Source organism: Janthinobacterium sp. HH102 (genome assembly GCF_001758625.2).
In the GTDB taxonomy this organism is placed as follows: Bacteria; Pseudomonadota; Gammaproteobacteria; order Burkholderiales; family Burkholderiaceae_D; genus Janthinobacterium.
In genome coordinates, this window is the sequence record NZ_CP062064.1 from 1 (window position 1) to 13,770 (window position 13,770).

At 58.1% G+C, this 13,770-nt stretch carries 10 protein-coding genes and 3 pseudogenes; 10 read left to right on the plus strand and 3 right to left on the minus strand.

The features are described from left to right. Positions 1–368: 368 nt before the first annotated feature. The 7 genes and pseudogenes from JAB4_RS29510 to JAB4_RS29540 all read left to right on the plus strand — a co-directional run bounded on the left by JAB4_RS29510 (position 369) and on the right by JAB4_RS29540 (position 8,449). Complete coding sequence (locus JAB4_RS29510; protein WP_139143916.1) at positions 369–3,338, plus strand: hypothetical protein; 2,970 nt, start codon at positions 369–371, stop codon at positions 3,336–3,338. Positions 3,339–3,667: 329 nt separating this feature from the next. After that, positions 3,668–4,054, plus strand: coding sequence for a transposase (locus tag JAB4_RS29515; RefSeq protein ID WP_070224719.1), 387 nt, complete (start codon positions 3,668–3,670; stop codon positions 4,052–4,054). Further along, a complete protein-coding gene (tnpB, locus tag JAB4_RS29520) occupies positions 4,051–4,398 on the plus strand; it encodes an IS66 family insertion sequence element accessory protein TnpB (protein ID WP_070224718.1) in 348 nt (115 codons plus the stop codon). The genes JAB4_RS29515 and tnpB (JAB4_RS29520) overlap by 4 nt, the downstream gene beginning before the upstream one ends. Positions 4,399–4,427: 29 nt before the next feature. Then, positions 4,428–5,051: pseudogene (locus JAB4_RS29525) on the plus strand (IS66 family transposase zinc-finger binding domain-containing protein); the annotation flags it as partial. Positions 5,052–5,566: 515 nt separating this feature from the next. Continuing rightward, on the plus strand, positions 5,567–6,844 hold the full coding sequence (gene ltrA / locus JAB4_RS29530; protein WP_227742196.1) for a group II intron reverse transcriptase/maturase: 1,278 nt from the start codon (positions 5,567–5,569) through the stop codon (positions 6,842–6,844). Between the two features lie 64 nt (positions 6,845–6,908). Further along, positions 6,909–7,880: pseudogene (locus tag JAB4_RS29535) on the plus strand (IS66 family transposase); the annotation flags it as partial. Between the two features lie 275 nt (positions 7,881–8,155). Further along, positions 8,156–8,449: a hypothetical protein gene (locus JAB4_RS29540; protein WP_071650206.1), complete on the plus strand. Its 294-nt coding sequence runs from the start codon at positions 8,156–8,158 to the stop codon at positions 8,447–8,449. Here JAB4_RS29540 and tnpB (JAB4_RS30855) read toward each other — a convergent pair. Together tnpB (JAB4_RS30855) and JAB4_RS29555 are read right to left on the minus strand one after the other, a co-directional pair. Next, positions 8,361–9,251: pseudogene (tnpB, locus tag JAB4_RS30855) on the minus strand (IS66 family insertion sequence element accessory protein TnpB); the annotation flags it as partial. The gene JAB4_RS29540 and the pseudogene tnpB (JAB4_RS30855) sit on opposite strands and share 89 nt — an antisense overlap. A gap of 444 nt (positions 9,252–9,695) precedes the next feature. Further along, positions 9,696–10,073, minus strand: a complete 378-nt coding sequence (locus JAB4_RS29555; protein WP_175444839.1) for a TraR/DksA C4-type zinc finger protein — start codon at positions 10,071–10,073, stop codon at positions 9,696–9,698. A gap of 75 nt (positions 10,074–10,148) precedes the next feature. Here JAB4_RS29555 and JAB4_RS29560 point away from each other — a divergent pair, with 75 nt between their 5' ends. Together JAB4_RS29560 and JAB4_RS29565 are read left to right on the plus strand one after the other, a co-directional pair. Then, on the plus strand, positions 10,149–11,636 hold the full coding sequence (locus JAB4_RS29560) for a DUF1173 family protein (RefSeq protein WP_139142999.1): 1,488 nt from the start codon (positions 10,149–10,151) through the stop codon (positions 11,634–11,636). 275 nt (positions 11,637–11,911) lie between these two features. Further along, positions 11,912–12,463 carry a DsbC family protein gene (locus JAB4_RS29565; protein WP_071650204.1) on the plus strand — a complete coding sequence of 184 codons (552 nt, stop codon included), beginning with the start codon at positions 11,912–11,914 and terminating at the stop codon, positions 12,461–12,463. A gap of 5 nt (positions 12,464–12,468) precedes the next feature. Here the strand turns inward: JAB4_RS29565 and JAB4_RS29570 are convergent, their stop codons facing one another. Beyond that, a complete protein-coding gene (locus tag JAB4_RS29570; RefSeq protein WP_083287453.1) occupies positions 12,469–12,810 on the minus strand; it encodes an EAL domain-containing protein in 342 nt (113 codons plus the stop codon). Between the two features lie 32 nt (positions 12,811–12,842). Here JAB4_RS29570 and JAB4_RS29575 point away from each other — a divergent pair, with 32 nt between their 5' ends. Then, complete coding sequence (locus tag JAB4_RS29575; RefSeq protein WP_070221482.1) at positions 12,843–13,757, plus strand: hypothetical protein; 915 nt, start codon at positions 12,843–12,845, stop codon at positions 13,755–13,757. Positions 13,758–13,770: the final 13 nt, after the last annotated feature.

Below are 13,770 nucleotides of genomic sequence, written 5' to 3' on the forward strand. Positions count from 1 at the left end.
GTCGCGATCACCGATGCCTGCTAGGAAATGATGCCGCGCAGTAGTATTTTGGTGTTCATTCTTTGACAGGTAAGAAGTGGTCGCCGCACTTAGCAAAGCGGCACCGGCAACGCTCCCTCTGCTGCGAGAGCTTTGGCAGCATCGAAACTTTCCTTTCAGTCTCGCAGCGCATTGTTTAATTAGTTGAAACCAGAGGGATAAGCTTGGAAAATTCGGTAATGCAAACGGACGGCGGACGGCAGCAGCAGGTAATAACAGCTGAGACCCAACTCACTTCGGCAGCGGCATCCATCGATAGCATCACTCGCTCACAGCTTGAGCACGCGCTAGACGCGGAGCGACGCGGTCTTAAGGTGTATGAGAGCCTGATGAGTCTGAACGAGATCATCGGGACGCAGTACGGCGACCGCGTCCTCTTCGAGCTGCTTCAGAACGCGCATGACGCGCACGACGCTGGCGAGAAAGGCGAGGTCGCGATCCGCTTGGTGGTGGCCAATGACCAGAAGAGCGTATTGCTCGTAGCCAACAAGGGTCGCCCTTTTTCTGACTCGAACTTCGTGGCAATCCGCAACATCGGCACGAGCGATAAGGAGATCGGGGAAGGGATCGGGAATAAGGGCCTAGGCTTCAGAAGTGTCGAGGCACTGACCGACGACGTCCACATCTTTTCTGCCGGCTCTGAGATGCCTGCGCCCATGTTCAACGGCTACTGCTTCCGGTTCGCATCAACTGTAGAGATCGAAGCGCAATTGGCGGAGATTGGTGCTTTACCGGAGATGGCCGCTAAAGTCGCCGCCGACATTCCTCGCTACCTCATTCCCGTCGCCGTTACCGAGCAAACGGACGATGTGCGGCGCCTCGCCTCGGAGGGGTACGCAACGGTCGTTTGCCTTCCATTGGCTTCGTCCCGTGAGGTCGAACTGGCACAGAAGCAGGTGGCTGCGCTAACTAACGCGGCCGCGCCAGTCCAGCTCTTTCTCGATCGCCTCGCGTCGCTGGAAGTCTCGATCGTTCGAGATGGGGCCGAGGTAATGAAGGCAACGCTATCCCGCGCGGTTGAACCGATCTTGCGAGACCCGTCGTCGAGCATTCGGATGCAACGTGTCACACTGAGCGACGGAAGCGTTTTTCTGGTCGTCAAGCAGACGCTGCAAAAGGACGTCGTACTCGCAGCGGTAACGGAGAGCATTTTGGCGGCGCCGCCACTCAAACGTTGGCTTAGCTGGAAGGGTGAAGCTGTCGTTTCGATCGCCGTGTGCTTGGACAAGGCGGTCGCTCCGCGTCTGTACAACTTTCTTCCAATGGACGACCACGCGGTCTCGCCGATGGCCGGCCATATTGATGCGCCGTTCTTCGCGGACATTGATAGGCGTACCATCAAGCCCGACTTGCCACTTAACCAGTTGCTGATCGAAGCTGCGGCGGACACCGCGGCGAAGGCCTGCCTGGCGATCGTTGACGAGAACTTGGCCATTCCGCCCAGCGCAATCGTCGACATGGCTGCCTGGTCGGGTGCACGAATTGCGACGATTGTCGGCGCGTTCAAGGCGCTCGAACGGCCGATGGAATTCGCCGCGATCTGGCCGGCCACCTCTGGCCGAGGCATTATGTGGGTACCATTGAACGAGCTCTACGCATGGCCGGGTATCACAACAAAGCAAATGACCCCTTTACGGCTTGCGTCGATTGCCGAGGCCCATATCCTGACTGGAGTATCCGACGATCAGTTGTCTCGGATCAAGGCGCTCGCGACCTTCATGTCATTGCCGCTGGAGTTGCATAAAGCAGTGTTATGCAATTGGGTCGAAGCAACGGCTTCATATCTCTTGTCGAAGAAGAAAAACGCGGCCGCCACCAGGTGGGGAGAGTTCTACCAGGATGTACTCTCAATCTTCTCCGTGTCGAAGATCGAACTAAACGCGTTGGAGGGCAAGAAGGTTCTGCTCGGAGACGGAGACAAGCTTCTCGTCGCGACGGCGACCGGGCTGGAAGATGCGCCCCCTGTGTTTGTGCGGACAACAGGTGCGGGCGGACAGCGAACCCAGGGACTTCCCAATCCACCTTCGGCCATTTCGCGCAAGTTCCGGTTCCTGAATCAGCAGTTCGCGGTCCCGGACGAGGTCATCCACCAGTTCACAAAGGCCGGCCTTCTTCGACAGTATGATCCACTTGAGACGTTGGCGGCCCTCAGGAGCGCCTTGGAGTGGGGAAGTGATAGCCAGCGACAGGAAGCCCTGACGTGGGCCTTCAGAGTCTGGCTCGGCACTGGCGACAAGCCAGTGGAAGCCGTGTTGCGTCAGGCTGGTTTGAGCGTGCCGAGCCAAGGCGGCTGGATTCGTGCCGAGAACGCCCTGATGTCGTCGTCGTGGAGCTCCCTTGGGCGAACCCTCGAGCAGTATCTCGATGAGGCTTCATCCTTCTCCCTAGACTGCAATGAGCAGCGCAAGCGCCTACTCATCGACTTCTCCGACTGGCCCCGCGCCCGCGCTGATGATAGGCGCGAAGACTGGACCCGCTTCCTTCAAATTCTCAAAGTCCCAGACGGACTTCAGCCTATAGCAGCTAACCTGCCTCGTGCGGCCACGCCGAACGGCTACTGGAACTGGTTCCTGAGCGCCGGCGACCCCAAACTTGGGTTTGACGTGACCTGGATCAAGGAAGCCTCTCAGCATAAGCTGCTCTACCCGCAGACCGAGTACAGAGTACGCCATGAAGCTTGGAGAGTGCCGGGCCAACTTGAACACGATCAGCTGCCGACATCCGCGAAGGAGGCGCTGTCGAACTTCTTGGTCGCCTACCTGAGGGTCTGCGGATCAAGCCACTTTGAGTTCGAAGTCCAACACTGGCGCGGGTACCAGACAATCAGACTTTTCACGCCGCTTTATATTTTCCTGCGACACGGCGGGTGGCCGACTAGCACTCGCTCGGACGAGGTCGTCTTCGCACCACCATGCGACAGTTGGTCTACGAGGGTAGCCCGTCAGAACCCACCTCGCTTCGTGGCGCGATTTAAGTCCGAACCCGGCGCCCGCGAGGAGCTCCCAGCCATCCTCTTCGACCCCAAGGTCGGCCTTCGCGACTGGTCGGACGCGTCGAGCGCGCCAGATCGGTTGGCATCGCTTGCCGCAGTGTTCCTGGATCTTTCTACTGCCGAAAGACGCGACCTGCGCGACCAAGTTCGGCGTGCGTGGGCCGACATCGCGGTGCACCGAAGTGCGCTGCCTGCATCGCTTGAATTAATTGTGGAGCGGGCGGGAACCCCTGCCCAACCCGGTCGGTATCAAAACGCGCGACCAATTCCGCGTAGTACGAAGCGGCTCCGTCCGGTACGGCTTTGAGCAGCGTTAGACCCTTTGCAATCATCTACACGCCATGGACGGGGCCTAGCTCAATCATTATTAAAAAGGGTATGGTCCCGCCCGGAACTGCAACATCCCGCGTCGCGTCTATTTCAGAACCTCACAGTTCGGCCGGAGCGCGCGGAAAGCGTTGCGGCGCCAGAGGCGCCTGCCCGTGGCGTGCGGCGCTATGGGAGGATCCTATCAGGGACGGTGCCTGCAAGCTTGATTGGCAGTAAGCGTAAAGCCAGCGCCGTCTTTACCTCGACTACTCCTGCCAGCATGATTTGAGGTTGAGACACAAATCGATTGTGTCCACAAACTCGATTATGGACACAATAATTCAACCAGTCGCAAGACCCTCAAAACGTGGCAGCTACCGGCGCCACTCCGATGCATTCAAGCGGGCCGTCGTCGCCCAGTCGCTGCTGTCGGACGCATCCGTTTCGCGCATCGCCCGCCAGCACAACCTCAACGCCAATCAGGTATTCGCTTGGCGTAAACTGTTCGGAGAAGGCCAGCAGGAATCTGGCAATAATGTCTGCACACTGCTGCCGGTGACGGTGGTGGCGCCGGTCATGGCACAGCCCGTGGCTGAGCAGGCACCAGCGTGCGGCGGCATCATCGAACTGACCGTTGGCAAAGCGCGGCTGCGGCTGGAAGGCGCCGTTGACACTGCCGTGCTGCACCTGGTGTTGCAGCGGCTGCTGCCATGATCGGCCTGCCGGCCCACACCCGGATCTGGATCGTCGCTGGCATCACCGACATGCGCTGCGGCTTCAACGGCCTGGCGGCCAAGATAGAGACGACGCTGCAGGCCGATCCATTCAACGGCCATGTGTTTGTATTTCGTGGCCGGCGCGGCGACATCATCAAACTGCTGTGGTGGACTGGCGACGGCCTGTGCCTGCTGGCCAAGCGGCTTGAGCGGGGCCATTTCATCTGGCCGCAGGCCAGCAGCGGCACGGTCACGCTGACGCAGGCCCAACTGTCGATGCTGCTCGAAGGCATCGACTGGCGCCAGCCGGTACGCACCTGGCAACCATCGTCGGGCTTGTAAACGTCGGCGCCCTCGCGTAAACTTGGCCCATGCTCAATTCAGCCGATCTGCCCAACGACATCAATGCCCTGAAGGCGTTGCTGCTGGCGGCCGAGCAGACGCTGCGTGAGCGCGACACCGTCATCGCCGCGCACGACGAGCTGGTGTCAGGACTGCGCGCGCAACTGACGACGACCGAGGTCGAGATCGAGCATCTGAAGCTGATGATTGCCAAGCTGCGTCGCATGCAGTTCGGTCGCAAATCCGAGAAGCTGGACCACCAGATCGAACAGCTGGAACTACAACTGGAAGACCTGCAAGCGACCGAGGGTGAGGCCGAGCGCGAGCGGCCGCCTGCAGACAAGGCACCGCGCACCAAGTCGGCGCGCAAACCGCTGCCGGAGCACCTGGCGCGCGACGAGCGCGTGTATCAACCGCAGGCCGAGGCTTGCCCGGCGTGCGGTGGCGGGCTGCGCAAGTTGGGTGAGGACGTCGCCGAGCAACTGGAGTTCGTGCCGGCCAGCTTCCGCGTGATTCGTCATGTACGTCCGAAGCTGGCGTGCAAGTGCTGCGACACCATCGTGCAGGCACCGGCGCCAAGCCGGCCGATCGCGCGCGGCATTGCCGGACCGGGGCTGCTGGCCCATATCCTGGTGGCCAAGTTCGCCGACCATCGTGTGTTACGAACACAGCCTCCATAGTAGTGCGGAGAACTGTGGTGCTTTATTGGAGATGAGGGTAGGCCCCTCGGAGTCGGTTTGCAGGAGCAGGCTCCAAACCACCTCAAGCTGCTGAGGTAAAGAGCCTTGGTGGTGAGCGTTGAGGAAAAGGCGTGGCAATGACTGCGTCAGGTATGTTACAGAGAGACGAATGAAAATGAACCGTCGATGTGGTGTCGAAACGATAAATGGTGTCGAAACCGGGCCTTGGTGGTTAGCCCGGGATGAAGGTCGAGGGATGCCTGCTGACTGCTCGACCGGCGCCCGGCATGAAGACGGCGTGACTCTGTATCAGGCTTCAGTAAGGAACGTAAGAACCTGTCGTCCCGATGTTAAGGAAGAAGTTCAAGTGGAAAGCCTCTGCGAGAACGAGAGTACCGATGCGGGGCACAGGGACGGAGACGCTCGTAGTAGGGTGGAAGGCTCTGTAATGGGGCTGGACCGAAGGGGCGTCGTCGTTCAGCCTCAGCATGGATACAACCTGGAAGGGGATGATGTTCATGTCTGAGGCAAAGTCATTTGATATTACCAAGCGGGAAGTTTGGGACGCATATAAGCGCGTTAAAGCTAATCGTGGCGCGGCTGGAGTTGACGGGGTTGGTATCATCGAGTTCGATCATGATCTAAGCAAGAATCTTTACAGGATATGGAATCGAATGGCCTCTGGCAGCTACTTCCCGTCGCCGGTCAAGCGGGTTGACATTCCCAAGGGGGATGGCAAAACCCGACCGTTGGGAATTCCCACGGTAGCTGACCGGATTGCGCAGATGGTTGTTCGGCGGCGGCTTGAGCCGTTGTTGGAGCCGGTATTCCATAAAGATTCTTATGGATACCGACCAGGGCGCTCGGCACATCATGCCGTGCGTGTTGCCAGAGATCGTTGCTGGCAGCGTCCTTGGGTGCTTGACCTTGACATCAAAGGGTTCTTCGATAACATCGATCATGACCTCCTGATGAAAGCTGTGCAGCGGCATACCAGCTGTCGGTGGACGGCGCTTTATATTAAGCGCTGGCTGACTGTAGATGTGGTGATGCCGGACGGAACTCGGCAAATGCGGGACCGGGGTACGCCACAAGGGGGCGTAATTAGCCCCTTGTTGGCAAACCTGTTCCTGCATTACGCGTTCGACAAATGGATGGAGCGACAGCATCCCAAGGTGTTGTTTGAGCGCTACGCGGATGACATCATCTGCCATTGCGCGAGCGAAGCTGAAGCGCAGTCTTTACTGACTGATCTGAAGGCACGCATGGCGCAGTGTCAGCTGGAATTGCATCCGGAGAAAACTCAAGTGGTGTACTGCGTCGATGCAAACAGACGTGGCGTTTTTGCAGTCAAGCGGTTCGATTTCCTTGGTTACACTTTTAAGCCTCGGAAAGCGATAAATCGACGAGGAGAGCTGTTCACCAGCTTCTCGCCGGCCGTGAGCGACAAAGCGGCGAAAGCTATGCGACAAGAGATGCGTGACTGGGGCCTATCGCGTCTGAGCCGATATGATCTCGGGGAACTGCTAGCGCGGATTGGCCCGAAGATTGTCGGCTGGGTGCGTTATTACGGGCTCTTCCATCCATCGACTTTGCAACGCTCCCTGAAAACACTGGACTTTCATCTGGTGCGGTGGGCGCGGCGCAAGTACAAGCGGCTTCGCGGCCATATTTCGAAGGCATGGGATTGGCTGTCCGAACTTCAACGTCGCGCTCCGGCATTATTTCCACATTGGGGCGCAGCGATACAAATGATTGGACGATAGGAGCCGGATGAGTTGAGAGACTCACGTCCGGTTCTGGGAGAGCGTAGGGGTGAGAGTCCCCTGCGCCACTCACCTGCCGCTGTACCGGCAGTCTGTCATCTATGCCCGCGAAGGTGTCGAACTGGAACGTGCGCTGCTGGCGAACTGGGTCGGGGCGGCCAGCGCGCTGCTGCGCCCGCTGGTCGAGGCGATCCGGCGCCATGTGCTCGCTGGCGCCAAGCTGCACGCCGACGACACGCCGATTCCAGTACTGGCACCAGGCAATGGCAAGACGAAAACAGCACGGCTGTGGACGTACGTGCGTGACGATAGCGCCTCCGGCGACACCACGCCAGCAGCGGTCTGGTTCGCCTACACGCCGGACCGCAAAGGCATCCATCCGCAAACCCACCTGGCCAGCTTCAGCGGCGTGCTGCAGGCTGACGCCTATGCCGGCTTCAATGCGCTGTACGTCGACGGCACCATCCAGGAGGCGGCATGCTGGGCGCACGCACGGCGAAAATTCTACGATTTGCACGCGGCCAGGCCATCTGCCATCACGACCGAGGCGTTGCGCCGCATCGCCGAACTGTATGTGATCGAAGCCGAGATTCGCGGCAAACCACCGCACGAACGACAGCTGGTTCGCCAATCAAGAGCGCGCCCTTTGCTCGACGACTTAGACCATTGGCTGCGCGCCACGCTCGAAAAACTGTCGCGCAAGTCGGACACGGCGGCGGCAATCCAGTACGCGCTGAACCTATGGCCGGCGTTGCTGCGTTACTGCGACGACGGCATCATCGAGATCGACAACTCGGCCGCCGAGCGGGCGTTGCGCGGTGTCGCCATCGGCCGCCGCAATTACCTGTTCGCAGGTGCCGACAGCGGCGGCGAGCGTGCCGCCGCGATCTACTCGCTGATCGGCACGGCCAAGCTCAACGGTGTTGACCCCGAGGCCTGGCTGCGCCATGTGCTGACCAACATCGCCGATCATCCGGTCAACCGGGTCGACGACTTCCTGCCTTGGAACTGCGCCGCGCAGCTCCCTTCGGCTTAAAAACACGCCGCTTCCCAGCGGTGTGATGCCATCATCTTCTAATTCATTGCCGGGCTCAAGACGGTGCTGGATTTACGCTTACGATTGGCAAGGAACGGAGTAATTTTGTCGTAAGAGATATGTAACCGTTCTCCAGCCGAGGGGCACGGGCTCTCACCCAGGCTTCTGATTCAGGCATTGAAATCGCAGCCTCTAGGTAAGCGGCCAACCATCCCATCTATGAATTCCTGATTGGCCTCGCCAAACTATCCTCTCGATCACTACGGGAGTTAAAGATGTCAAACGAGGACCGGCAGAAGATGTGGGAGGAGCGGGTGGCGCAGTGGCGGGCCAGCGGACTGTCGCAGAGGGCATACTCCATCGAGCATGGCTTTCCGATTCGCCAAGTTGGCTATTGGGTACGGCGTTTGGCCAAGGTGTCGTCCGTGCCCAGCTTGTTGCCGGTGCGGGTGGCGCCGGCGGCACCTTTGGTGGCTACGATCAGCCTGCGCAACGAGCGCGGCTGGACGTTGAGCTTGCCGAGCGAGGTGCCGGCCAGCTGGCTGGGCGAACTGATGCGCGCGCTGTGATGGAACTATCGGCCGATGCAATCTGGCTGGCGACAGCGGCGGTGGACACCCGCTGTAGTTCGTCCGGCGCCTTGCCGCGTATCTCGGCTTCGATCACATACAGTTCGGCGATCCGGCGCAATGTCTCCGTCGTGATGGCCGACGGCCTGGCCGAGTTCAAGCCATAGAAATTATGGCGCGCGTGCGCCCAGCACGCCGCTTCCTTTATCATGCCGTCGACGTAAAATGCAATGACGCGCGCATATGCGTCCGCCTGCAGCACGCCGCTAAAGTGGACCAAGTGGGTTTGCAGATGGATGCCACGTGCGATCGGCCGGCTCGGCACAGGCGCCTGCACGATCGTTTCGCAGCAACTGCAAGCCAGTTTGCGACGCACGTGGCAGATCACGAAGAAACTTGCCGGCACCAACTCGAACTACTCGACCACATCCTCGCCCATATGGCGCAGGCCTCCGCCGCAGGCCGGGCAGGCGTCGGCCTGCGGCTGATATTCGCGCTCGTCGCGCGGCAGGTGCTCTGGCAGCGGCTTGCGGGCCGGCTTGTGGCGCGGCGCATTGTCCACCGACTGGCGCCAGTCTATGCCTTCGAGCAGCATCGACAGTTGGGCTTGAGATAGCGCCACCGTACCGCTGTTAGCCTGCGGCCAGACTACGCGGCCCCGCTTGAGCCGCTTGGCCAGCAAGCACAGGTCGTCGCCGGTCCACCACAGTAGTTTGATGAAGTCGCCGCGTCGGCCACGGAAGACGAACACGTAGCCGTTGAATGGATCGGCTTGCAGCGCTGTCTCGACCATGGCCACCAGGCCGTTGAAGGGTTTCCACTATCCGGCTCGCTATCACATCCAATCATGAGCGGTACCAATCAGTCCCTATGCTGTCACCCAATGAGGAATGTAGGATCCTTTGGCTCACGAGTTTGCTATAAGGCAGGTTTTCCATCTGCACTGTTTGCGGAATCGAAGGGTGCTTTGCACTTGGCCTGGTGTGTTCGCGATAGTCGCCCATAAGCGCCCGCAATTCACGCAGGCCGAGTCCTGTCTCCTCGTGCATACTGATTAGGATCGCGGGAGTGACCAAAAGACGTCGCTTCCTAATCTTGCAAATTTGCGGCGGTTGTACACCGAGGCGATGAGCCAGATGACGGTCATACTTCAAACCCAAAAACCGCATGACTGTGTCGAGCAGTATCTCAGGACTGTAATGAGGATTGCTGAGTTCCACTACCTTTGGCGAGAATTTAACCAAGCTCATACCCAATAGCGCCTGGTTTTGCTCTCCCGGCGCTGCTGCGCCTCAATGCACAGTGTGGTGGTGGGACAGATCAAGAGACGATCCACTCCTATCGGTTCGCCTGTTTCTACGCACCATCCAAATTGGCCAGCTTCGATCTTCCTCATCGCTGCACCCACCTCCAAGATCTGTCGTGCGTCGCGCGTCCGATTCGATAACGCCAACTGGTGTTCTTCTTCGGCGCTTGCACGATCAATCGGATCAGCGACGTCCGAGCAAGACGCTATTTCGGTTGCCGCAGCACGCATCCGCGACTGGAGAATGTCTTCGATATCGATGAGTCGAGCACGGAAGAATGCGGTTTGTGCGTCGCTCATATATTCGATGTCTGTCATGCACACAATCTGCGCTTCAGTGAGCGCAACCTGTGGCCTGATGGTGATATTTGCGACTGCAGCAGGGAAGCTTTGTTGAGCCATCTTGTCGGTTGTCTGTTAATGGAGGTGTGGAATCAGGAATTGTCCCATTCACTTTCGCAATACACATATTTAAAGACGCGAAAAAAAGTGACTTTTTGCAATATGCCCGTAGAGGGCGACCTCAGCCCTTCATTCAGAATAGAAACAAATTGCTTTTCCAGTCAGGCAACTGGTGTAACGTGTGAAAATTTCGTCTTCAGCTACTTTCTTGTCCCAATCATGAGCAATGTACATCCGGTATCGATCACGCTAACCGGCGTGATCAAAACGTATTCGACCAACTTCCAGACCGCGAACCAATTTCAGCAAGGTTGGCGGTCAGCATTGAAAGCTGCCTACGGACGTGCGGAGGTGCGGTGCGGCTGCAGCGGGATGGGCGCCAAGCGCTTGGCTATTAAGCACTACGACGATACCGATCAGTTCTCACTGGCTAGGTTCAGCATGACCGGGGGTGAGCATGCTAGCGACTGTCAATTTTATAGCGCCAACTCTTCACAAACCGGGCTGGGTACGACCACCATCAATGTGGTTGACCCGCAAGCAGACGGCTCAGTATTGATCCGCTTAGAGATTGGAATGGTGGAGCGGGAAACATCCGCATCCCAGTCAGCGCCGATCAGGCAGTCTGCCGATCGCCCCGCTTCAGTGAAAAGGTCGTCAATAAAATTATTGGGTTTACTTCACTATCTATGGGATGCAGCCGAACTAAATCAGTGGAGGCCCGGTTTCACCGGGAAGCGTCGACCATCCCTCGCATACTGGCTTGTTCACAACGCTGCGGACGATATTTGGATAGGAAACGTCAAACTCGTTCTCCAGCTGCTACTTCCGACGTTTGGCGCCGATACGCGCGAAGCAGAACGGAATCGTGATCGCACAGCTTCGGCTCTGAGCGGAAAGAGGCGTATGCTCGTCATCGCCCCTTTAGCGGCATGGAACCAGGGCCGGGAACCCCAGATGGAACAACAGATGAAGATCGCCGGCTTTCACGGAATGCCAATTGTGTACATGCAGGAAGGGCTATGGGCATCTACGATGCGGCGGTTCGCAAATGCTATGTCGGCTTGGCGGAACGGAACTGGGGCCGTCGCCATCGCCCAAATAGAACTACGACAGGGAAAACACGGTATTTACGCAACGGCGATCGACGTGGCCATCATGGCTGTCACTGCGCAATTTATTCCTGTGGAGTCGAGTTATGAGCGGGTTGTGGCGGAGATGCTTGTTTCCCAGCACAGGTCGTTTTCTAAACCTCTGCGATTCGATGCCAGCTCCGAACAGGTCTTGCCTGACTTTCTTCTGACGGATACACCGAAGGAAGTACCGATGGAAGTGTTCGGCCGTAGTGACACAGAATATCTTAAGAGGAAGGCTGCAAAGAAGGTGTACTACGATGACAAATTCGGAGCGCAAGAATGGTGGTATTGGGACGCCGTTGGGAACGCGACAAATGTTCCACCCTTTCCGTCACTGCGTTGACCGCGGGGTAGGAGCGCTGGGAGGCATTTATTCATTGTAATTGACGCTCGAAGGGTTCCAACTCGCGTTTTCATATTCGCTCACGTCATCTTCTTCGGAATTGCACGATGCAGCTCCGGCGCCAGCGCCGACAAGCACAAAGAGAACCATTCCCAGCAACGTAAGATGGGATGGGTCCAGGCTAAAGAGTGCGGGCAGAAATTGCATAGGTTTGCTCTCCAGAAATATTGAGTCGTAAAGTAGGATCGATGTATCCATAATAACCGTGAATCCAGATGTCACAAGTCAACAAAAAATCTTCGAGAGCAGTGATGGCTGCTGGCGCTGGAATTATTGCAGTCGCCATCTTTGGCTTTACTTTCCTGGGCCCTCAACCGGGGGTTCTACAGCTCGACAGCCAGGCGCTGACATTGCTAACCCAACAAGGGGCTTTCAAAACATCAAAGGGTGTTGGCGAGCGCGCGATTCACGTCTTTATGAGTGCTGACTGCAAGTTCTGCCGCGAAATTGAGCCAGAACTAGCACAGCTTGAAAATGTGACAGTTTACCGCCATCTTCTACCAGGCCACAGCAAGGTAGGGCGTACTTCAGCTGTCGCAGTATGGTGCTCTAGTGATCGCGTGACGGCTTGGAAAAACGTTGCCGGTGGAATGGCAATACCATCGAGTACATGCGATGCAGGGCAGCTCGATACCAACCTGTCTCTTGCCAAACGTTTGGGGCTGACAACGACGCCGAGCATTATTTATGAAGACGGAACTGTTTCAGCTGGATTGCTCTCTGCAGGCGAGATCGTTAAGCGGATGTCAAAAGCAACGATACCTTGAAGGCGTCAGCAGGGATCGCGCACCAGGTTCATTCCAACAAGCCTGTCAACGAACCAGCCCTGAACCAAGTCCACATCAAGTCCGCGAGCAAAAGCAAACATTGCCTCAGACTCTACACCTTCAGCAACTGATTTGATTCCTTCACGCCGCCACTGAGATATAAGCATGCTTAGCATGCGGCGGGCATCCTGCCGCTGCATGCATGTGAGTAAAAATTCCCGATCGATCTTTACTGCGGTGACATTACGAACAGCATACAGGCGCTCCAGTCCGTCGCGGCCGGCGCCGAAGTCATCAAGTGCCATTTTCGCGCCCACATCGATCAGCTCATTGACCTTTTCGGCAATAGTTACACGGTCCGTGTATCCGCGCCGGCCTCGTGCATCTGGTACCCGATCACGGCGAGGTCAGCGCCCCGCTAGGCCATCATGTCAGGGAGGTGCTCACCCGGCGCACCGACGGATGGAAACCACCTAAGGGCGGTGGCCTGTACCGCTTCCTGAAACTCGCGAAACAGGAAACGCAGCGCGTGGTTTGGATGCTGCCAGAGGCGTCCCAGCGGCGCTTCATTGCCGACCACATGCCTGAGGCGGACGCTAATGCGACGGATCGGTTCATCGAGTACTTCAAGCGCCAAGCCCTGGCCGATCCGTACACGTTGCTGCAGTCGCTTCCCTCAGGGAAGGACGGTGCGCAGATCCAGGTGTTCAAGGGGTTGAGCCTCGAAGCGGCTTTGTATGTCGCGTCACTGACTGGCTCGATCATCCACGTCGACACGGAGGCGCACTGGGCGCAGCTCCTGATACACGCCCAGCCTGGCGGCACGCAGTCGCAGTCCAAATGGGGCGCCGTGCGACAGGCCTTGAGTGATATCACCATCCCTGTAGAATTAAACGCGCAGCAGGTGGCAAAACGGATCAATAGCGGGGACCGCCCGCCGATCCGAAACTTACTGCGACGGCTGGTCGAATCGATTTCAACCCCGGAAGGAGGGGCCGATCCTAGTGTGCTGGCGACGCAAATACGTCAGGTGCGCCGCAAGGTCGAACGGACGGGGAAACACAATGGCGACAGTACCCAGCTTCCGGTACACCTTGACCTGCATGTGCCACCGGCGGGGTTTGCCCGTCACGAGGTGCAGCGTATGCTCGTTATGTTTGCCGGCGTGACCAAACCCCAGTCCATTCCATGCGCGTTGCGGTTGGTGTTCGAGGAGCCGAAGGCGGACATGAGCGAGACGCCACTCCTACCAACCAATCAAGCAGCTGGCCCATCGGGGACCGCCTCAAACTAATGTCAGCTTTGGT

Bases quoted from the DNA above. Each gene is read 5' to 3' on its own strand.
- JAB4_RS29510 (WP_139143916.1), top strand. From the start codon at position 369: ATGAGTCTGAACGAGATCATCGGGACGCAGTACGGCGACCGCGTCCTC.
- JAB4_RS29515 (WP_070224719.1), top strand. From the start codon at position 3,668: ATGGACACAATAATTCAACCAGTCGCAAGACCCTCAAAACGTGGCAGC.
- tnpB (WP_070224718.1), top strand. From the start codon at position 4,051: ATGATCGGCCTGCCGGCCCACACCCGGATCTGGATCGTCGCTGGCATC.
- ltrA (WP_227742196.1), top strand. From the start codon at position 5,567: ATGGATACAACCTGGAAGGGGATGATGTTCATGTCTGAGGCAAAGTCA.
- JAB4_RS29540 (WP_071650206.1), top strand. From the start codon at position 8,156: ATGTCAAACGAGGACCGGCAGAAGATGTGGGAGGAGCGGGTGGCGCAG.
- JAB4_RS29555 (WP_175444839.1), bottom strand. From the start codon at position 10,073: ATGACAGACATCGAATATATGAGCGACGCACAAACCGCATTCTTCCGT.
- JAB4_RS29565 (WP_071650204.1), top strand. From the start codon at position 11,912: ATGTCACAAGTCAACAAAAAATCTTCGAGAGCAGTGATGGCTGCTGGC.